This window comes from Stieleria mannarensis (genome assembly GCF_014154935.1).
In the GTDB taxonomy this organism is placed as follows: Bacteria; Planctomycetota; Planctomycetia; order Pirellulales; family Pirellulaceae; genus Stieleria; species Stieleria mannarensis.
Genome location: NZ_JACEHH010000023.1, coordinates 62034 through 83191 on the forward strand (window position 1 = coordinate 62034; position 21158 = coordinate 83191).

The following is a 21158-nucleotide window of genomic DNA, read 5'->3' on the forward strand; positions in this document are numbered from 1 at the left end:
CCCCGCATCAATCCACGACGTTATTCGTTCCCTCAAGTTCGTTGAGGGCGCGGTTGGTCACGCGGACGCGGTACTTGCCGTCGGAATTGAAGCCTTTTTGATACTGCAATCCCTGCCGCATCTGCTCGATCACCGGCAGCGCCTGTTCATCGATTTCATCGAGCACGATGGCCGCTTGCAGCCGTTCCCACTGGGCACCGGTGGTCAGCTCATGGATCAAGACCGGCAGTGCAGCCTTGGGCAATTCCATCCGGCACAACGCGCGGGCCGCAGCGGTGCGGACGGCCGAGGAATCATCGCCCAGTCGTGCCCTCATCGAATCCGCGGCGGCCCGTTTTGCGACCGTGCCCAGATTGCCGATCCCCGTCGCCGCCCAGTATCGAATGGCACTGTCGTCGTCTTCGGCGGCATCGACCAACTTGTTCAATGCCGACGGACCGCTGGAAGCGGCGACCGCGATCGCGCCGAGCCGTTGGTTGTATCGATCCGCATCGACCTGTCGCAGAACGGCGTACTCGCTTCCCAACGTTTCAGCGCGCTCGGCAAGAATCGCTTCGGGGATCAATCCCAAGTCACCCGTGTCGGCGATCCACTGGGTTTGCGCATCACGCATCCGTTTCAACGCATCGGCGTAGGCCGGGTCGTCGGCCAAGTTGTTGATTTCGTGCGGATCGGCATCGCAATCGTAGAGTTCTTCGACCGGCTTGGTGGGCGAGAAATAGTATTCGGCCGCTGGCGGAAGTTGACCCGCGTCATGTAACCGTCTCAGCTCACGCATCGTGGCGCCTTTTTCGCAGGTGTTGATGTATTGGTAATAGCTTTTCAGCGGTTCAAAGTTGCGCAGGTAGCGGAAACGTTTGTCACGAACCATACGGATGATGTCGTAGCGTTCGTCCATGCGGTCGCGTGCGCCGTAAACGTATTGCCTGGGCGCCGGCAAATCGCTTCCCAGAAACGGTTGTCCTTGAACAGACGAGGGCTGGTCGAGACCGGCGAGGTTCAAGACGGTTGGTCCGAAGTCGATCGAGCTGACCAGGTCGTCGCAAACGGTCCCCGGGGTGCCCTGGTCATCGACACGATACGCTGGGGGAATGCGGACGATCAATGGAATGTGTGTACCCGATTCGTACAGCCAGCGTTTGGCTCGTGGTAATCCGACGCCGTGATCGGACCAGAACATGATGATCGTGTTTTCGTACAGGCCGTCGTCCTTCAGCTGCTGAATCAATCCGCCGGCCCAGTGATCCATGGCGGTGATCAGCTCGTAGTTGCGTTTCCAATCCTCGCGGGTGATCGGCGTGTCGCAGTAGTAGGGCGGCAGTTGCAATTTTGTGGGATCCTGACGTTGGTCGGCGGTCAACACCTCGGTCACGTCCTGGTACTTGCTTTTTCGTGCGATGCCGGATTCATGGCAGCCGGTGAAGTTGAACACGGCGAAGAAGGGCGTGTCGTCATTGCCGCGGTCACGCCAATGCGCCTTGCCGGAGGAGACATCCCACGTGTCAGCGGGCGTTTTGAATTGATAGTCCTGTTTCGAATTGTTGGTGCAGAAGTACCCGGCGTCACGCAGGTATTTGGGAAACGGATGGATCCCCTCGGGCAACGTCGCGGTGCAACGCATGTGATGCGTCCCAAGTGTCGTTTGGTACATCCCGGTGATGATCCCGCTGCGACACGGCGCACAGACTCCGGCGGTCGTGAACGCATGGCTGTAGCGGACGCCTTCCTCGGCAAGTTGGTCCAGGTTGGGCGTGATCGCGTGCTCGTCGCCATAGCAGCCGAGGTGTGGGCTGATGTCTTCACACGACAGCCACAGGATGTTCGACCGGGGCGGTGCGGCGGACGCCAGGGTTGCGAGGCAAAGGAGGGAGAAGCAAACGGCGAGGGGGCGAGTCATTTGAAAACGTTTTGTCAGTGAGGAATCAATGAGAGGGTTCGCACGGGCGTCCGGCGTATCAACCGGGCGCGTTACAACGTAGCTACGCTCGCCAGAGCGTGGAAAACACGGGTATCCACCTTCTGGCGAAGGTAGCTACGTCGGGCCGGCCGAGCGTCCGTGCTCGGGTGAGACGCTGGCTGTTACGATCCGCCAAAAAGTCGAACAACTAAAAATTAACCGGTTCGCCGCCGGCCCGCGTCAGCAGTTTCTTGAAGACTTCGGGATCGATGGAGTTGGCGATGAATCGGACCGCACCGTCGCCCATCAGCACGTGAAAGCCACCGGGGCGGTTGTCGCCGGTGTTCGTGAGCGGATCGGATGGGTCGATCTGCAGGTCCGCGGGTTTGGTCCACGGCACCGCCGCTTGGGCACTGCTTTCGATCGCCAAGATGGTGTTGGAGGTGCCGTCGGTGATGTCACGGATCCTGGTTTTCCCCGAATCTTCAAACATCATGCCTTCGCCCTGGGGCACCTGGAACACGGTGTGTCCGGGAGGCACGATCGCGCTGGGGTCGGCATAGGTGCGAGGCATTTGCTCGATCAGTTGGCGGTTGTGGGGACTGTCCCAGGGTTCGTCCAAATGGAATTGCTCGTAGAGCTGTTGTTGTTCGATGAAGGGCAGGACCGCGACCCGCCAGCTGAGCAGCGGTGTGCCGTCGTCGGCTCGGATCGCACGGTCGGGAAACGTCTTGTAGGTCGCGTGGTAGTTGTGTAGAGCCAACCCGATTTGTTTCAATTCGTTGCTGGCTTGCATACGACGCGCCGCTTCACGAGCGGCTTGGACGGCTGGCAGCAGCAACCCGACCAGGATTCCGGTCGTGCCGACGTTCCCCGAGAGCCTGACAGTCACGATTTTGCCGCTTCTCTCGGGACGCATCATGGCTGCGATCTCGGTGCCCAGCCGTTCGATGTACTTGGCCATCGCCTGGTTGACCGGATCTTGGCCTTTGACGTTCTTCATCATCTCGCCGGTCGCCATCATGCGGCCGAAATCGATCGCTTGGTTCAAGGCGTCTTCCAGTTTGGCTGCGGAGTCTTCATCGCGGCCGATCGCGGAAAGCATCAGCGAGCCGGACATGGGGGCGTAGTCGATGTTGACATACAGTGCGTCGGAGTACTCGGCGAATTCCGTCAATTCACGCAGCGGCGGAGGCATTTGACCGGCGTTTTGTCGCAGCAGTCCCGTCACCATCGGACGGATCTGTTGCATGCCGGCCAGCAAGGTCACGCCGTCTCGCCGTGTGATTCGCGACGCCAAACTGGCGACCTGACCCGTGCCACCTTCGCCGGCGGCCAACATCTTGGTCAGGTAGCCGCCGCTGCCGACCAAAATCGTCCGTGGTCCGGCTTGATGCAGACGCACGATCGGCGGTCGGCGACTCTCATAGACTTTCAGCCCCTCGACTTCCTTGGGTTCGAACTCGCTTAGGATCATCGGGTTAAGTTGGTCGATCGCGAAGTCGACGCTCAATTCAATCGCCGCGCCCGCCTGCGGCCCCATCGGGCCGGGCATGCCGACGACGATTTTGATGTCGTCGATGTTCAGCGGGTCGACGCCGACGTATTGCAATCCCGCCGCCTGGGCGACTTCGATCGGCGCCAGTTTCCAGTCGGGCGAGGTCAATATTTGTCGCGGTGAAAGGTAAACCGCCGCGACGGCGTCGTCGGGCACGTACTCGGTGGAAAGTTTTTCAGCGGTTTGTGCCAGCGCCGGTTGCGGCGTGAGTAAAGCGACAGCGCACAGCCAAGCGGCCGTGGTGGAACTCAGAATCTTGCGGGAAATCATGGAGGTCTCCGGGCGTGGGGATTGGGGCAAGGCCAATTCTAACGCATTCCTCAGAGACCATCCGGCCAGTGGGGATAGGCTTCCAGCCTGTCGGCGCGGCATTGACAGGCTGGAAGCCTCTCCCACGGCCTGCGTCGTCGATCTACTTCGACGGTGGTTGGCTGGTCAGGCCGACCAAGGCCTCGGTGGCGCGGCCTTTTTGATCGCCACGCAAAATCAAATAGCGATCCCGACCGCCTTCGACGGGCTCGAAGGTCGTCAGCCCATCCTTGTCAACGGTCACGCGACCGGGTGGCGAAACATCAAAGTAGGCTCGGTCCGGACGGACGGCGTGCAACACCGAGGTTAAATCCCACGTCGGACGATCGTGGGGCGGCGGGTTGTACAGCACATAGGCCTCGGCGATCGGGTGGTGATCGACGTAGCCAAAGTCCTTTTCAATACTCTCGTGCGGATAACGCAGGTTCAATCCGATCTCATATCCGCTCCAAAGGATCGGGGCCGACCAATGCTCGGCCAGGTATCGAGCACTCTCCAGATCCTTGACCACGTTGTATTCGCGGTGGTCGTGCAGTTCGCCCTTGTTGTTGGGGATCTTGGTGAAGGCGCCGGCCATGGCTGAGAGCAGACGCACCTTTTGCTTGACAAGTTCCACGCCCGACAACTTGCTGTGTTTGTCCGGTCCGCTACGCAACAGATTGGCCAGATTGGTCGAAAACCCGACCTGCGCGATCACGACGCTGTGGTCCTCGGCCGCGGCCAAGGTTTGACGCAGGACGTCCACCGCCGACGGTGGCTCGGTGTCCGGTCGGAGATCGTGCGGGTAACGCAGTTGACCGTCGTCGCGTTGTTCGGCCAACACGTTGAACCGACCCTTTTCCGGCGTCACTCCACTGTCACAGACGCCGATCGGAATCTCGCCACGGCCGTAAAACGTGTTCAGCGCGTCGGTGAAGGCCGCGGCCAGCGGGTTGTCTTTGGTGATCGTCACGGCCAGCAATTCACACTCGCCACGGGACTGCAGCGAATGGATCACGCCCATCGCCATCACGTCGTCGCAATCGTTTCCGATGTCGGTGTCAAAGATCAGTTGGACGGGACGACGGGGGGGCGTGGCGGGATCGGCGGCAGCGACGTGCGAGACCGCGAGTAACGTAGAGGTAAGGGAGACGGCCAGACAGAGTCGGGGGAAGGGGATCGGCAGGGAGCTCATCGGTGGCATCATTTGGCGGGGGGGAAAACACAGCGGCTAAAAACGCAGCTGCACAAACGATTGTGCCAAATTGTAGTCGGGGCCGACGCGGTTTCGCCAGGGCTTGGTAGCGGAACCGGCCCGGAGTTTCGTAAGTTGAAGGCCACCGTGTCCCTCGAACCGTTCTTTTGGCTTCCCAATCAGCAAACGATATGACCCAGCAAAGCTATGCGATTCTTGGATCCGGAGCCGTCGGCGGCCTGTACGGCGCGATGCTCGCCCGGGCCGGACACGATGTCCATTTCTTGTTGCGCTCGGATTATGAACATGTCCGCGACCAGGGGTGGAAAATCGAAAGTCACTGGGGAGATTTCGATCTGACGCAGGTCAACGCCCACGGCTCGGTTGACACCATGCCCGCTTGCGACGTCACGCTGATCGGTCTGAAAACCGTCAACAACGATTCCTTGCCGTCACTGCTGGCCAAGCCGACCGGTGCCGGCGGAGTGGCTTTGGTGTTGCAGAACGGACTGGGGGTGGAAAAAGATGTCGCCCAGATGATCGGCCCGGAGCGAGTTTTTGGCGGTTGCTGTTTCTTGTGCAGCAACAAGGTCGGCCCCGGGCACATCCGCCACATCGATTACGGGCGGATCGTTTTTGGTCCTTACCAAAACAGTCCCGCGACGTTGGCCAAAGCGGACCAGATCTGTGCCGAGATGACGGCGGCGGGGATCGAAGTCCAAACGTCGGACGATTTGAACATGGTGCGTTGGCGGAAATTGATGTGGAACATCCCCTTTAACGGGCTGTCCGTCGCGCTCGACGCATCGACGGACAAATTGATCGGCAACGAATCATCGGTCGACCTGATCCGGGACATCATCACCGAAGTGCATCGCGCCGCCGGTGCCTGTGGTGCATCGATCGACGCCGCCTGGATCGAAAAGACGATCGACCATACGCGGACGATGAAGCCCTATGACAGCAGCATGCGTCTGGATTACTTGGCCGGGCGACCGATGGAATTGCAGCGGATTTTGAAGACGCCGATCGATACGGCCAAGGCAGCCGGAGTGGCGATGCCCAAGACCGAGATGCTGTACCAGATGTTGGAGTTCATGGAAGCGGCGCGCCAGGCGGGAGGTGCGTAGCCCAGCCCTCCCAGCCGAGGCCGTGCGGTTCTTAACCGCTCTGATAGCAGGCTCTTACGTTCTTCACTCTCTAGCAGGACGGTTTTTCTTTGAGGTGGTACAGGGCCGCCAGAGTAATCCGCAAATACCCTTTAAAATCAACGACCTACAAACCGCACGCCCTTGGCTGAGCAGGTCGGCGTCGTCACGGCGGGTTCTATCAACATTGACGGATTGGCGATCGGATACACTACTGCGCTCGTCTCATCACCCACCGCTGCGCAACGTGCCCACGCGCTGCTGACAATCCGCGCGGAGAGTCACCCCCAATGAAGTTTCGCCTCTCGACGATTCTGCTAGTCGTTCTTTCCACCGCTGCGATGTGTGGTTGGTGGGTGGACCGGCGGCGGCTGCAAGACGATGCCACGCGAGCCAACTCCGAAGCGGCCCGTTTGGCGATTGAACTTTACCGAGTCCATTTGAAGCAGTGTTATCAACAGGACTACGGTTCAATCTTTCCAGCAGGTGCGCGAGCGATTCAATTGAAAACCGGCGATGTCCTGGATGTCACGGTGGCGGACGGCAGGCAAGATCTGCTCGATCGGCTCGGCGAGGGAGAGACGAACTTTCGCGTCAGGGATCAGACGGGAAAGGTCTTGGAGATCGGGGATCTGCTGCCGGTGTTCCCGATGTGCTCGGGGAAACGTCGCACAGCTCAGGTCGTCAACGGTCCGTGAGGGAGCCCTTGGTTATTGGAGATGGGGGCAATTTTCATTGACATTCGTAGCGAACGCAGATTGTAGCGGCGCATAAAAAACGCACGGCCTTCCCCCCGAAAGGCCGTGCGTTGGCGGCTTCCTCACCAATGCGTGCGATGTCACGGTGCCCGTGGCGACGTCGTTCGTCTTTCAGCATTTCGCTACATCACCGGCTCCGGCGAAGTGCGAGACGAACGGTCGTTCCACGAGGGACATTCATCACGATGACGCGAGGAAGCGTCGTTTCGATAGCACCTGGGCTCGTTCTCCAAAGTTGAAGTCGGTCGCATTTTCATCGATCCCGAGTGCGAGATCGGTGAAGACATCGTCGACGACCGTCGCGGTCGCTCCGTTGCCGACGGTGTTCTGGCCGGTCACGAAGTCTTCCGGTTGAATCTCTTCGACCTGGTAGGTTCCTGCACCGAGTTGGGTGAATTCATAATCGCCGTTGGCGTCGGTCAGTACGGTGCGTTCGTCGATCGCGTTTCCGGAGCTATCGGTGCCGGTCAGCCGGATCGTCACGCCTTGGATCCCGGTTTCGTCGGCGTCGCGGACGCCATCGTTATCGCGATCAAAGTAGACCGAGCCACTGATCGAGCGAATCATCGGGTCGACGGCCGTGGTCGCTTGATCGGTATTATTGGTATCGTCCGATTCATCGGTTGTTGTTGACACAACTACGACGTTTTGCAGGTTTCCACTTGCGTCGGCGTCGACCGTGGCGTTGATCGTAAAGCTGAACGACGCACCGGGGGCCAAATCGCCGGCGTCGACGGTGACGACACCGCCCGTGGCCGACAGAGTGTTGTTGTTTTGATCGGTCCCGCTGACGAACGTGACTCCCGAAGGAAGCGTGTCGGTGGCGACCGAATCAAAGGCGGTGGAGACGCCGTCGTTGGTCACGGTGACGGTGTAGACCAGCGTTTCGCCGGCTTGCGCGATGTCATCATCGACCGTCTTTTCAACCGTCAGATCGGCCTGCGGCGTGCCGGTGATGGTTGCCGACGCGGTGTTGTTGGTCGTGTCGGTTTCGCCGCTATCGGCGGTGACGGTTGCGGTGTTGGTCACCGTGCCGCTGGTGTCCACGCCGACGGTGAAGACCAAGGTGGCGGCCAGCGTTTCGTTTTCGTCCAGCGAGATCGCGGGGAACGTCACCGTGTTGCCCGACAGGGTCGCCGATTGTCCGTCCAAGGTTCCGCTGACGAAGGTCAGCCCGGTCGGCACGTCATCGGTCAAGACGACGTTGGTGGCCGTGCTGGGACCGGAATTGGTCAACTCGATCGTGTAGGTGACGTTTTCGCCCGGATCCGGAGTCGTGTCCCCGGCGGTCTTGGTCAGCGTCACGTCGAATTGCGGCGTGATTGCGGTCGTGGCGGTGTCGCTGTTGTTGGTCGTGTCGGACTCGCCACCCGCGACGCTGATGCTGCCGGTGTTGTCGATCGATCCGGTGGCGTCTTCGTTGACCGACGCGGTGACGGTGAACGTACGCGTTTCCCCGACGGGAATCGGGTCGTGTACGACCGTCACGGTCTGTTGTGCGGTGTCGAATCCGGACGAGGTGGCGTCCGGGGCGTCGATCGTCAACCCGGTCAACCCGGCCGGCAGCGTGTCGGTGAACGTGACTTGACCGGAATCACTGACGCTGTCGGTGTCGTGGGAGATCGTGAAGGTGTAGGTCAGCGTGTCTTGGCCGGGGACGGCCGTTGCCAAATCAACGCTCTTGCTGATCACCAAGTCGGTGTCGACCGTGATCGCCACATCCACGTCATCGCTGTCGTTGGCCCCATCGGTATCGACATCGGTGGTGGTGATGTCAGCTTGATTATTGAGCGTTCCGGTGGCCGAGCTGGCAATGTCGACGACGAAGGTGAACGTTTCGGTTTGCCCGCTGGTCAGGGTGCCGACCGTGAACGTCAGATCTTGGCCGTTCTGGGCGATCGTCACGCCGGAGGTTCCGGCATCGAAACTGTCAAACGTCAGACGTGAATCCAGCGTGTCGGTGACTTCCACGCCGCGGGCTTCGCCGGGGCCGTTGTTGGTCACTTCGACGGTGTAGGTCAGTTGTCCGCCGGCAACCGCGGTGCCGGTGGTCGTTTTGGTGACGCCGACATCGACGTTGCGAACCACGGGGGTCGTTTCGCTCGCGCTGTTGTTGCTGGTGTCCGAATCGGTGTCAGGGGTCCCGGTGACCGTGGCGGTGTTGCTGAGCGTGTCGCCGGCGTCGGCGGCGACCAGCACCACGACGTCGATGACGGCCGATGCGGATGCGGCCAGGTCATCGATGCTGATCGACAAATTGCCGCTGTCGGCCGGGTTTTCGGTCACCGTGCCGCTGCCGGTGGTGAACGTGGCGCTGACGAACGACAGATCACTCGGCAAGCTGTCGGTGGCGACGATGCCGGTCGCGGTGTCCGGCCCGTTGTTGGTCACCGTGATCGTGTACGTGAATTGTTCTCCGGCGACGACCGAACCGGTCGTATTGTCGCTTTTCGTGATTGCCAAATCGGTGCTCTCGATCGGCACGTCGGCGTCATCGGAGTTGTTGGTGTCGTCGGTTTCGACCTGATCGCCGGAGATCGTGGCGGTGTTGGTCAAATCCGCGGTCTGGCCGTTGTCGATGTCCACGGCGATCCGGATGGTGTCGCTGGCACCGGCGGCAAGCGCGCCGATCGCGACACTGAGGTCTTGGCCATTGATCGTCGGCGTGTAGGTCCCGAAGTTGGAATTCGCCTGATCGATCGTCATCCCGGCGGGAATCACGTCGGCGATCACGACATTGGTGGCATCCAGCGGACCGTTGTTTTGGAACGCGATGTCAAAGAACGCTTCGCCACCGCTTTGCAGCGTCGATGCGGCCGAGTCGAGCGTCTTGGTGATCTCCAGATCGAAGGTCGGGACGACACCAATGTCCAGGGACAGATTGGTGCTGGAATCGGTATCACCGTCGTCGGTGGGTTCGGCGCCGGCGACCAAGGTGATTTCGCCGGTGACGATTCCCACGCCCGCGACGAGGGTTCCGTTGTCGTCGTCACTGACGTCGTCGTCCGGATCCGCGGCGGGGTCATTTCCGGTACTGGAGACGTGGCCGAACAAGGATTGCCCCGCTCCCAACTCGGATTCGGGAATCACGACCAAGTAGTTACCCGCGGAGAGCTGGGCAAAGGAATAGTCACCGTTGCCGTCGGTCGTCGTGGTTGCAACCGCGGTTTGCGTGCTCGGATCGATTGCGCCACCGCCACCGGGTTCGGCGTACAGTTCGACGGTGACTCCGGAGACCCCCGTTTCGCCGCCGTCAAGTTGACCGTTGTTTGTGTCCGTCCCACCGCCGAAATCAGAGAAGACGTTCCCGCCCAATGTCAACAATTGCGTGTTTTGCAAATTGGTCGTGACCGGGGCCGGTCCACGTGATTCGACCACCGAAAAGAAGATGTCGTTGTCGGCGTTGGTGATGGCCGCTTGAGCGCGAATCGCGATGACGCTGTTGAAGTCGGCCGGCGCGGTGACTCCTGCGAGAGAGCTTGTTCCCCATCCGGCATCGGTGAATTCGACAAAGATTGATTGCAGCGTCGCATTCTGCTGAACTGGAATCGTGATTTCCGACGCTTCGGTTGCCGAGGTGATGACGGTCACGGTCATCGTCTCTGCCTGGTTGGCCCCGCGACCGACGAGTTCGATCCCGGTGTTGGTCGGCACGGCCCCGCCGGCGGTCCCACCTGCCAGGGATGAGGTCGGCGAGAATCCGGGCGGGACGGTCAATCCGAAGGCTCCGTCGTTCCCGTCATACTCGACCGTGACTTCGCTGGTCGCCCCGCCACCGGTGCTTAGACTCATCAATTGGTTGGCGGTATCGACTTGGAACGTCGTGTTGCCGGCAGCACCGGTATGGGTCAGCCTGGCGTCTCGAAATTGACCCAAGGCATTCCCCGCCGAGACAGATTGATCGACCGTCTGTGTTGCAACGGCGGTCGCGATTTGCGCACCGCTGGTGAAGTCATCGATCGTCACGATGGTTTCGCCATCGGCGTCATCGGCGGTGATCTGGACCAGTTGAGCCGACGGTTCGTCGACGTCACCGGGTGCGGCGCCCTGAACCACGAAGTAGGTGTCTACCGAAAGGTCGTCGAAGCGATATTGCCCCGGTACGGGGTCCGCATTGGTGTCGGTCGTGACGGTGTCGACCAACACGTCGGTTCCGGCATCGTACGTGTTGTTCGCGTTGGTGTCGCGATAGAGTTCAACCGTCACCCCTTCCAAACGTGGGTCATCCCCGGTCAGACCGTCGCCGGTCAGGTCCGTGAAAGCGACGCCAGAGATTGCACCGATATCGGCGGCCAGCAATTCGCGTTTGACCAATGACTCGTGACGCAACACGCGACGACGTTTGTCGTTGTGCTTCGCTTCCGTGTTTGAACGACGCTTGCGACCAGCCAGTCGCTGAATCATTCGTTGCCAGACCATGGGAACCTTCCTGTTATCGGGTGATCCGAACGCCGACGCTCACGATGCCGGGATCGTGGGTGATGGACCGCCTGAGTCGTCGACGGCGTTCAATTGTTCGGGGAGAGATCAGTCTCAATCGCTGCTATCGACCCGATGCGGAAAAGAATTCACCGGTCTGCAGGTTGTAACGATTACCACCGGTACTCCTACCACCTGTATTCCAGGCCGTAGGTCAATCCGTGTGCCCAGTAGTCGGTCGTGTCAAAGGCGAACTGGGGACGCGGGTCGCTGTTGCCCGCGATCGCCGGCGGCAACTGATTGGTGTCGATCATGGTCGCAATGTGATCTCCGGGACGGACCACGTTGGACCAGTAGATGCCGGTGTAGCCGAAGGTCGCTTTCAAGTGATCGGTCAACTGGTAACCCAGCGTCAGATTGACTTCGGGCAACACCGAGAACTCGTCTTGCTGGTGCGTTCCACTGTTGGACGCCAGTGCCAACAGGCCTGCGTCGTAGGTTTCGGTGGTTTGGTTGTTCGGATCGTTGCGGTCGACGATCGTGGTCTGCCCCGCAATGCGAACGGTTTGACGGGTGTTCCCGATGGCCAAACGGACAAGACTTTCGCAGGTCCAATAACCGCGGGTCAGGCGGTGGTTCCAGGCCAAGTCGATGCCGTTGAATTGGTTCTCGGTATCAAATTGATCCATGATGTCGAAGTCGCCGATGTTGAACGTGCCGTTGTTGGTCAAGTCTTCGCTGATGCCGACGCCTTCATCGAGTTGCATGAATCGGTACCCGACACGGAATTCCGACCGCGTGCAGTAGTGGCCGGCACAGCCACAGAACAACCACTGTCGGCAACCTTCGTCGCAACAGGTCATGCGTCGCAGGTAGACGCTGCCGCCGGTCAATTCGCTGTAGGCGGTCACGGCGACGGTCCCGGTCAATTGAATGTCAGCACCGTTATTGAGTGCCACCAACTCGGCGTCTTCGCGGCCGGTCAGCGTGTTGAAGAAGGGGCGTGCCAGAATCGGATCTCCGGTGCTGGTGGCCGAAAAAGTCTCGCTTTCACGGTCCAGTTCCAGGTAGTCCGCACCGACACCCCAGGTGTGGCAGCGGTCGAGCCAGAATCCGAATCGCAGTCTCCAACCGGTGCGTGAATCGTCAAACAGGGCTCGTCCGGGGCCGCCAAAGAGCGTCGTCGTATTGCTGCGGGTCAGCACTCCGGCATCGGCTTGATCGGTGCCCGAGGGGGATTGGGTCACCAAGGCCGGCAGTTCCATGCCGTCGGACCACATCCCCAGCCCTTCAAAGGAAACCCAGCCGTCCTGGGGAAGACTCAGCGTCAGCGCAGGTCGCCAGGCGCGTCCGCTGGGAAGTTCGCCGCACAGGCTGCAGCCGCAACCCGGTTGGCATGCCCCCATGGAATCGCAACCGACTCCGTCGCAGCCGCATGCCGGTCCCATCGCATCGCAAGAACCGTCGACGATCGCCGATTCGTAAATGATTTCACCTTCCATCGGCGGAGGCGTGGGAATGTAGTGTCCCGCCTGACGCACTTCGGAGGGCCGTTTGGCGGCGGCATCCGAGGGGCGATTGGATCGTTGGCTGGGCCGAACCGCTTGGGCGTGACGGCTGTTCTTGGGTTGGACCGAGGTGGTCCGGGAAGATCGCTGGACCGCCGGCTTCGCCGCAGACGGAGTTCGCGTGGGCGTCCAACTCGCTCGAGCTGCCTGGACGTGCTCGCGGTGATCAGCATCGTCGCCACGCTGGCTCGATGCCGTCTGGGCGCCGAGTGGGCTGAGCGTAAGCGCCGTCAGCAAAACGGCGGTGAGCGGACGGGGGATTTGGAAGTTTGGCACGGTCGTCACCACTTGAGACTCTGGGGGGGTAAAACCCGGCTACGGCAAACTCCGCGACGCTCGCGGAGGACTGCCGTGATGGCAATGGGAGGCCAGTCGTAGCCATGGTTTTCGGAGTGCCGCCGCGTTTGACGCTGCGGGCACGACTCGTCAGATGCGGTATCGACGACGCCCCAAACGAACCTGAAGACAAAACCGGAAAAATCGGAAAATTCGTCAAGGTCGGCGTAATCGTTACAGGTTGACAGCCGGCGGTGGCGCATTGGTCCCATCAGTCGCATTGGTCCTATTGGAAGCTGGGCGCAGCGGGGAAATAGGACCTAGGGGACGAATGGGCCCTATCTGACCGATTGAACCTGAAACCTGAAACCCTGCCCCACTCCAGGAACCCTTGACCTGAACGGCTTCGGATTGGTACTCGACAGACTGCGAACGGGCGCTCCGTCCGTTCGACGCGGATTCTTCAGTCAATCGCCAGAGTTTTTCAAAGATCCTTGTGACAGCCCGATCGGTCGATTTCGTTCCTTTCTCGCCACGCTCCAGGCAAACCAAAACAGCCTGGAGTGCTAGCAATGGAGCTGCGCGCCCTTGGTCGCATTGGCTGGCCGTGTGTTGCTTGCTGTTGCTGACACAAGGCTGTCGGGGCCGCGCGCACGAGGATCTGTATCGCGCCAAGATGGCCAACGAGATCCGGATTCTGGAGGACCAGTTGTATGACGCCGATTACCAGAATCGAGTGCTCCGCGACGAATTAGAACGATCGCGGATGCGAGATGCCGCCGACGATTCGGTCGTACCGCCACGGACACGCAGCGAACGCCGGCCCACAAGTCCGTCCACCCCCAGTCCGCCGGACGAGTACGAACTGCTGGAACTGGATCCGCCCGCTGCGGCTGATCCACCGGCTGTCTCACCGCCGGTGCAGCCTGAACCGGCGGCAGAACCGGCGGCGGGATTGCCGCTGCCGCCTGCAAACGAAGACAAACCAGCGGACCTCGCGCCGGAACCTGAACCGACGCCCGATCCACCCACACCCCAATCGCCGCAGCCGTTGGTGGATCCTCCCAATGAGGGCCTGGGGATGCCGCGAGAAGCGATCGAGACACCGCCGCCGGCGGAATCCGAGGGGCCGTTCTCGGAGCTACCGCCGCCGGCAGAGTTGATTCCGCCCGGCGAGGGCGAGCTGATGGACGATCAAATCATCCCCGGCCCGCCGCTGCCTCCGGATGAAGATCCCGAGTCGCCGCCGGGGAAAGTGACACCGCCGAGCGATGCAAAGAAGATGGGGTTCGAGCCCTCGGAGCCGGCGCCGTTGGCGATCCCGGATCGATTGGAGCTGCACGATGGGCTTTCCGGCGGCCACCAATTCGACAAAGACGCCGAAGTCGACGGTCTGTTATTGATCGTGACGGTGGTGGACCAGGAGGGCCGAACACTGTCGCTGGAGAACTTTGACGTCGACGCCGATTTGACGGTGGTGGTGTTGGACCCCGAGGACGATTCGGACGACGCTTCGATCGGGCGCTGGGATTTTGACCCCGTCCAGGTTCGCGACATGGTCCGCAGCACCCCGATTGACGGGATTCATGTCCCGATCGAGTGGCAGGACCGGATTCCCGACGGCCAAGACGTGATTGTCCACGTCCGCATGGCCGCTGCGGAGGAGGAAATGCGCTGTCAGGGCCGGGTGCGGCTGGAACAATCCGTCGCGTCTGCAAATTGGTTGCCGCGAGGTTGAGCAGCTGTCGTAGTGGAAAACGCGCGATGCCGCTATGCTAGCGGGATGAATGCACAACAAATGGAAACCCTCGATCCTGCAAAAGCCAGTTTCGACGACTTGGACTTGTCTCCGGTGATGCGACGAGCGCTCGCCAAAGCCGGATTTGAAAAACCTTCACCGATTCAAGCAGAATTGATCCCGCTGGCCCTACAGGGGCTGGACGTGATCGGTCAGGCCCGCACCGGGACCGGGAAAACGGCTGCTTTTTCGATCCCGATTCTTGAACAGCTCGATTCGCTGGAAGATTGTCGCGACCCGCAAGCGATTGTGGTCGTGCCGACGCGCGAGCTGGCCGACCAGGTCGGACGCGAGGCCCAGCGTTTGGCTGCGGGCGTCCCCACCGAGATCGCGGTCCTGGCCGGCGGCAAAAATATTCGCACCCAATTGCGACAGCTGGAAAACGGTGCCCAGATCGTGGTCGGAACTCCGGGTCGGTTGCACGACCACTTGCAACGACGTTCGCTGCGGACCAAAGACGTCTGGTGTGTCGTGCTAGATGAAGCCGACCGGATGTTGGACATCGGGTTCCGTCCGCAGATCGAACGGATTTTGCGCAAGTGTCCGCGAGACCGGCAAACGCTGCTGCTATCGGCGACCTTGCCCCCGACCGTTCAGCGGTTGGCGGAGTCCTACATGGAGGCCCCGATCGTGATCGATTGCTGCAAGAATGAGATGTCGGTCGAAACGATCGAGCAGCACTATTTCACGATCCCGCAAGATCGCAAACAGGAGCTGTTGGTGGCGCTGTTGGAACGCGAGAAGCCGGAGCAGGCGATCATCTTTTGCCGCACGAAACGCGGCACCGATCGACTTTATCGGGCGCTCAGCAAGGACCATCCGTCGTGTGCGGCGATGCACGGCGACATGCAACAACGCGAACGCGACCGAGTGCTGCAGCGATTGCGCGATCGGAACTTGGAGATCCTGGTCGCCACCGATGTCGTCGGACGCGGCATCGACATCAGCACAATCTCGCACATCATCAACTACGACGTCCCCGAGGACAGCGACGACTACGTGCACCGTGTCGGCCGGACCGGACGAATGGGCCGCGACGGCGTGGCATTCACGTTCATCGTTCCCGGCCAAGGCGATTTTTTGACCAGCATCGAACAGCGGATCAACAAACTGCTGATCCGGGATTCGATCCCCGGGTTCGAAGCCCCGGAGAAGCCGGCCGAACCGGAAAAGAAGGAAGCCGACCCGATGCGAAAGCGGCTCAACCCGATGCACCGAAAAGTCAAACGACGCCGGTAGTATTTGTCCCAGAACCCGGCAAGGGTCGAACGTGGTAGCGGAATTCGCCAAGAATTTCGGCTTTTCCCGTGTGGACTGCTGCGAGTCGAAAGCCTTGGCGGCTTCCGCTATGGGTTTAGGGACAAAGCCAAGTATTCGCACGCAATTCAGTTTGCGATTCTGACAATGCGTTCCGAGTGTCGCCGTGTTCTCCGAACTCGGCGTGCGTGAAAAAGCGAAGCTTTGCCCCCATCCAAACGCCAGAGAGGGCCTGCGTTTGAAGCGTCGCCTCCGCCCCCCGAAAACGAAAGTCTTGGTGACTTCCGCTACGATCGAATCCGTCACTAAGGCAATCGATGTTCTGATGGGGACCGCGACTGCCCCCCCCATTTGAAAACAAAGCAGCGGTCGATCAACGGGCATACAGGCTGGCGACGAGCAACTGATCGGCCCCGGCGTCGAACAGACGTCGGGCGTCGGCGGAACCGCGAATCCCTCCGCCGGTGATGTAGCTTGTGTTCGGCAATTGATGTCGGACCCGACTGCATAACTCGAGCGTGCGCTGGACCGACGTGCTGCCGACGCTGGCCAGATCCAATCCGATAACGGTGGCGATGTCTGCCCGGCGGCAGGTGTCAAACCACGCGTCTTCCGATGTGTTTTCGGACAGCCAACGCCCGTCTTTGTAATCCAGACTGACCGCGACTTGATCGTGCGGCAGGTGGGTCAGCAGATCGCTCACCAGCGACACGTCGGTTGCGCACTCGGTTGCTAAAATGACGATGGCGTTGGCGTGATCGCTTACGAGTGACTCGATCCACGACCAACGTTGCGGTGGCATGGCGTTACGGAAACCTAAATCGAGAAAGAGTGACCCGCGGTCGGAGCAACGCTCGACGATCGAACGAATTTGTTGCTGTTGCCAATCGCCAAATCGGATGCCATTGAGATCCGCCACGTAAAGCGAGTCGATGCCGACGCTGTGGTAGCCGTCGATCAGACGTTGCACGTGTCCGTCGATGCGATGTGCCGCGAGTCCGGGTGCGTTGAATGTCCCCACGGGCAGGTAGTGGTCACGGTCGCCGCCGACACCGTGGACGGCGAGCCCGTCTTGTAGATCGATCACACCGATGAACCGTGACGTGAAGGCGTCAGGTGGGATAGGCTTGCAGCCTGTCATTTCGCGTCGACAGGCTGGAAGCCTATCCCACGGGGAGGCATCACGCGTCGGGCAGCGAGAACAGTGATTCGACTTTGACGATCGCGTAATCGTCGGGGAAGGTGTGAATGGCTTGGACCAGCATGGATCGCTGGCGGGTTTCGATGTTGACGTAGCTGAGGGCGCCCAGCGACATCCGCCCGCTGGCGTCGAAGGTGTGCAACAAGCCTTCGGTCGGCTGTTTGGAGAGCTGTTGCTGGACCATGAAAAACATGTCCGGCGCGACCGGTTCGAGCTGGAAATGGGTCCGGTAGGCCACTCCCAGGTGGAAATCAGCCTTCTCGGTCCGGCTGCCCTTGAGCGATTGGCTGATCAGGCAGCGTTTGGACGGCAGTGGCTGGTGGGCACTGGTCGCGACTTCGCACACCGTCACTGGCGTTTTGCCGGTGGTGTTCCAGGTGATCACGTGACCGCAATTGGTGATATTGATCTGAGCGTGATAGGCACTACGCTCGATACGACGTGTGCGATGGACCCGATACAGTTCGGGGTGCAGCGACCGACTGAAGACGTGAAAAGCAAGTTCGGCGACTTTGGGGCGAACCGAGAGCACTGGCGGAATTCCGGGATCGACGAATGATAAGGCGCCCGAATCGATTGCAAAAACGGGACCGAGATCCGATTCTTGGCGAGCGTTCGATTCGAACGGCGATGGACAACAGATTACGATAACGCGCGACCGAGGGCCGCAAACCGCCGAGCGTTTCGTCTCTTTTCCGATTCGAAGTGACGCGTCAGGCTCTCGGCAAATCGCCTGATGCACGTCATTATAGATGCTCGCGTGAACGAGACAGAAGAGCGTTTACCGCCCAAAATGAAAGATTTGGATTTTGTCCGATCGCGTTCAGATTCCCATTGACAGACCGCTCCGTTGTTACCTGGCTTTTTCATGGTCATCGTCATCGATAACTACGATTCCTTCACCTACAACCTCGTGCAGCGGCTCGGCGAAATCGACCAGACGACGCAGTTGCGTGTGTTTCGAAATGACGAGATTTCGATCGGCGAAATGGAATCGCTCTCCCCGGATCGGATCCTGGTTTCGCCGGGCCCCTGCACGCCGAACGAAGCCGGCGTCAGTGTCGAGTGCATCCAACATTTCGCGGGCAAGGTTCCCATGCTGGGCGTCTGCCTGGGCCATCAGTCGATCGGTCAAGCCTTCGGAGCATCGATCATTCGCGCCCCACAGTTGATGCACGGCAAGACGGACGAGATCTTTCACGACGGCAGAGGGCTGTTCGAAGGGCTGGCCAATCCGTTCGTCGCGACCCGTTACCATAGTCTGGTGATCGACCCGGAAACCATGCCTGACTGTTTAGAAGTCGCCGCCTGGACCGACACCGGAGGCCAACGACAAATCATGGGCGTGCGACACAAAGCGTTTCAACTGGAAGGGTGGCAGTTTCACCCGGAAAGTTTTCTCACCCAACCGGGCATCGAAATGTTGACGCGTTTCTTGCGGTGGTGAAGGAGCGAACGATCAGCCGATGGGCGCTAGCCCCGGTTTTGTGGCGGCGAGAACCGCGACTGGCGCCGCGGAACTGATTTAATCAACAGGCCATGACGCGTCCCGCTGGAAACCGCTGAGGATCGTGATCAGGTTTTTGAACCATCTCCACCCAACCAAACTGTGACAGGCGAGCAAGTGATTTGCCCTATCGTAGAATCAATCGCGGCCAAGTGAACTTTTAACCCGGACGTTCGATGTCCCAGCCTCCGCATGAACGCTCACCACTGAATCATCGGGTGGCGTTATGCGGTGTTGCCATCGTTGCTTGCCTGATGCTGGTCACACCGATCACGGGGCAGACGGTCGATCGCGATTCCAATCGGCAGGGGAAAGACGAAGGCACCGAAATCCGTCTGGATGAATTGCCCAAGCCGCCGACGGAAATCGCCAAGTTGATTCGCGATGGAGCCGTCCGGTTGATCACCGGCGGACAACCGACCAGCGATCCAAGTTCGTTGCCCGCCGGCCGGCGGTTGGCCGGTGAAACCCGATTCACCTTTCGCTATCGATACGACAGCCGCGCGCGGTGGCAGATCGAAACACGATCGGGGCGGGCGGCACTGGGGCAAACGACGGTGCTGGTTCGTGTCCGCTTCCGATCGATCAAACTGATCGCATCACACGATGTCTGGTTGCTCAGCCCGCCAGAGTCGGATCGGTTTTGGGACGACCGAGTGGTTCGGCACGAGTTCGATCACGTGCAAATCTCTTCGGATCCGCGGATCGAAAAACACTTTCTTGATGCGGCAAAAGAAATGGAACAGATGCGCGTGCCGCTGGCCTCGGTCGTCGGCCCCGGCGGCCGTGTTGATAACGCAAAGGTCCAATCGTTGATCGAAGCCGGGATGAAGCAAGCGCTTGATGACACCACCGATCTGGTCCGCATCCGCTATCGCGAACTCGATCGGGTGACCGAGCACGGCATGCTGCCGCTGCCAGCGCCCTAGCTGGACAGTCGCCGTCCTCTCCGAGGTCGGCGCGGGGCAACGCGTCGCAGTTTCGCGCACGCCGAGTTCGGAGAACACGGCGACTGTGCGAACGCATCGTCAAGAACGCAAAACGAGTCGCGGTAGACGATTAGCGGAAATCGGGCGGCGCCGGTTCGCCGGGGACGATGCCCGCGTTTAACATTTTCTCTTCCTGGAACTTCCTCAATCGCTCTTGGAATTCCTGTTCCGTTTCCTCGTCCGACTTTCGCTCCGGCAAGACCGGTTCGGGCAGCGGATCGCCGTCGGACCCGCGGGATTTCACACCGCCCAGCGGCGCGACCCGCTCGCGGGATTCCATCTCATCTTTGGCCGAATCACGCGGCGTCACGTCGGCGGTGCGGGCGCCGCCGGGATCATACAAACTGCCCACGCGGCCGGAGTTGCGTTGGGTGCGTTCCCAGATTCCGCCGTAGGCCGAATAGGCTTGGTCTTCGCGGTCGCAACACAATCGACACCCGGTGCTGGTGGTCACGACGCAGCAGAGCAGCGCAAGGCCCAGCAGCGTCCGTGAAACACGCCTCGTTCGATTCTCTCGTCTGCGGTCAGCTCTCATCGCGTTGCTCTCGTTCACCACTTCTCAGCGGGATAGAGGTCCGCCCTCACAAGCAGGGCGCATAAAAAACGGCGTCCGCGGATGCGAACACCATTTGTATCGGTTGCGCCGACCTGAGGCTTTAGGAAAGATTTAACGGTTAGTGTCGGATCGCGTAGACGACGTCGCCGATGTTCTTGCTCATCATCGCCAGAGCCGATTCGATTCGCGGGGCCGTGCCGAGTCGGTCGCCGACTCCGGGTAACGCCATCACGCAAAACAGAACCAAGACGAATCCGCCGTAGGCCGCACCGCTATCGATCCCGGAATCGTGCCCGATGATGCGACTGCCCTTGGAAAAGGGCAACCGAAACGCCCACCGCTCTTTGGGTTCGTATTCGTGGATGGTGCCGACTTGCAATCGAGCCTCGCCTTGGACGGTTTCGACGAAGGTTTCGGCGATGACCTGCATCCGGCGATCATCGTAGCGCAGGTCGTAGCTTTTTCCCGACTTGATCTTCTTGGCCACTTTCGTGCTCAGCCCCAGCGTGAAACCGCCACCGGATGTTTCACGTACGAAGACCTTTTGAAACTTGCGGCCGACCAGTAGCTTGGCGGTACTGTCGCCGACGACTTTGCATCGATACGTTTTCGCTTGCCCTTCGGTAGGCAGGGTTCGGTAGGAATGCGATGACATTGTTCTGACAACCGTTTTGAAGGGGTCTGCCGGAATCGGACTGAGAACCAGTCCCGGTGTGGATAAGCATCCGCGCTCCAATCGCGCG

15 protein-coding genes are annotated in these 21158 nt (G+C 60.3%); 6 read left to right on the forward strand and 9 right to left on the reverse strand.

Going from position 1 to position 21158, the window contains the following annotated elements; translation table 11 throughout:
* Positions 1 to 7: 7 nt before the first annotated feature.
* The 3 genes from H1B37_RS16600 to H1B37_RS16610 all read right to left on the reverse strand — a co-directional run bounded on the left by H1B37_RS16600 (position 8) and on the right by H1B37_RS16610 (position 4938).
* Positions 8 to 1897: a sulfatase-like hydrolase/transferase gene (locus H1B37_RS16600; RefSeq protein ID WP_182867772.1), complete on the reverse strand. Its 1890-nt coding sequence runs from the start codon at positions 1895 to 1897 to the stop codon at positions 8 to 10.
* Positions 1898 to 2105: 208 nt separating this feature from the next.
* On the reverse strand, positions 2106 to 3725 hold the full coding sequence (locus H1B37_RS16605) for a DUF1559 domain-containing protein (protein ID WP_182867773.1): 1620 nt from the start codon (positions 3723 to 3725) through the stop codon (positions 2106 to 2108).
* 142 nt (positions 3726 to 3867) lie between these two features.
* Positions 3868 to 4938: a nucleoside hydrolase gene (locus H1B37_RS16610; RefSeq protein WP_182867774.1), complete on the reverse strand. Its 1071-nt coding sequence runs from the start codon at positions 4936 to 4938 to the stop codon at positions 3868 to 3870.
* Between the two features lie 191 nt (positions 4939 to 5129).
* Between H1B37_RS16610 and H1B37_RS16615 the strand changes: the two genes are divergently transcribed.
* Positions 5130 to 6068 carry a putative 2-dehydropantoate 2-reductase gene (locus tag H1B37_RS16615; RefSeq protein ID WP_182867775.1) on the forward strand — a complete coding sequence of 313 codons (939 nt, stop codon included), beginning with the start codon at positions 5130 to 5132 and terminating at the stop codon, positions 6066 to 6068.
* A 308-nt stretch (positions 6069 to 6376) separates the two neighbouring features.
* The gene (locus H1B37_RS16620; RefSeq protein WP_182867776.1) at positions 6377 to 6784 is read left to right on the forward strand and encodes a hypothetical protein; all 408 of its coding nucleotides are present in this window, start codon (positions 6377 to 6379) and stop codon (positions 6782 to 6784) included.
* Between the two features lie 240 nt (positions 6785 to 7024).
* Here H1B37_RS16620 and H1B37_RS16625 read toward each other — a convergent pair whose 3' ends face one another.
* Both H1B37_RS16625 and H1B37_RS16630 read right to left on the reverse strand, forming a co-directional pair.
* Positions 7025 to 11263, reverse strand: coding sequence for a beta strand repeat-containing protein (locus tag H1B37_RS16625; protein WP_182867777.1), 4239 nt, complete (start codon positions 11261 to 11263; stop codon positions 7025 to 7027).
* A 188-nt stretch (positions 11264 to 11451) separates the two neighbouring features.
* Positions 11452 to 13107: a BBP7 family outer membrane beta-barrel protein gene (locus tag H1B37_RS16630; protein WP_182867778.1), complete on the reverse strand. Its 1656-nt coding sequence runs from the start codon at positions 13105 to 13107 to the stop codon at positions 11452 to 11454.
* A 607-nt stretch (positions 13108 to 13714) separates the two neighbouring features.
* Between H1B37_RS16630 and H1B37_RS16635 the strand changes: the two genes are divergently transcribed.
* Together H1B37_RS16635 and H1B37_RS16640 are read left to right on the forward strand one after the other, a co-directional pair.
* Positions 13715 to 14845 carry a hypothetical protein gene (locus tag H1B37_RS16635; protein ID WP_182867779.1) on the forward strand — a complete coding sequence of 377 codons (1131 nt, stop codon included), beginning with the start codon at positions 13715 to 13717 and terminating at the stop codon, positions 14843 to 14845.
* Positions 14846 to 14890: 45 nt separating this feature from the next.
* A complete protein-coding gene (locus tag H1B37_RS16640; RefSeq protein ID WP_286177829.1) occupies positions 14891 to 16144 on the forward strand; it encodes a DEAD/DEAH box helicase in 1254 nt (417 codons plus the stop codon).
* A 391-nt stretch (positions 16145 to 16535) separates the two neighbouring features.
* On the opposite strand, the gene H1B37_RS16645 is transcribed toward H1B37_RS16640, so the two are convergent.
* Together H1B37_RS16645 and H1B37_RS16650 are read right to left on the reverse strand one after the other, a co-directional pair.
* Entirely contained in the window at positions 16536 to 17249 is a 714-nt protein-coding gene (locus tag H1B37_RS16645; protein ID WP_182867781.1) for a HisA/HisF-related TIM barrel protein, read from the reverse strand.
* A gap of 94 nt (positions 17250 to 17343) precedes the next feature.
* A complete protein-coding gene (locus H1B37_RS16650) occupies positions 17344 to 17895 on the reverse strand; it encodes a DUF2617 family protein (protein WP_182867782.1) in 552 nt (183 codons plus the stop codon).
* Between the two features lie 336 nt (positions 17896 to 18231).
* Between H1B37_RS16650 and H1B37_RS16655 the strand changes: the two genes are divergently transcribed.
* Both H1B37_RS16655 and H1B37_RS16660 read left to right on the forward strand, forming a co-directional pair.
* The gene (locus H1B37_RS16655) at positions 18232 to 18810 is read left to right on the forward strand and encodes an anthranilate synthase component II (protein ID WP_182867783.1); all 579 of its coding nucleotides are present in this window, start codon (positions 18232 to 18234) and stop codon (positions 18808 to 18810) included.
* Between the two features lie 236 nt (positions 18811 to 19046).
* Positions 19047 to 19799, forward strand: a complete 753-nt coding sequence (locus H1B37_RS16660) for a hypothetical protein (protein ID WP_182867784.1) — start codon at positions 19047 to 19049, stop codon at positions 19797 to 19799.
* Positions 19800 to 19929: 130 nt separating this feature from the next.
* Here H1B37_RS16660 and H1B37_RS16665 read toward each other — a convergent pair whose 3' ends face one another.
* The gene (locus H1B37_RS16665; RefSeq protein ID WP_182867785.1) at positions 19930 to 20394 is read right to left on the reverse strand and encodes a hypothetical protein; all 465 of its coding nucleotides are present in this window, start codon (positions 20392 to 20394) and stop codon (positions 19930 to 19932) included.
* Between the two features lie 139 nt (positions 20395 to 20533).
* On the reverse strand, positions 20534 to 21070 hold the full coding sequence (locus H1B37_RS16670) for a hypothetical protein (RefSeq protein WP_182867786.1): 537 nt from the start codon (positions 21068 to 21070) through the stop codon (positions 20534 to 20536).
* Positions 21071 to 21158 lie beyond the last annotated feature (88 nt).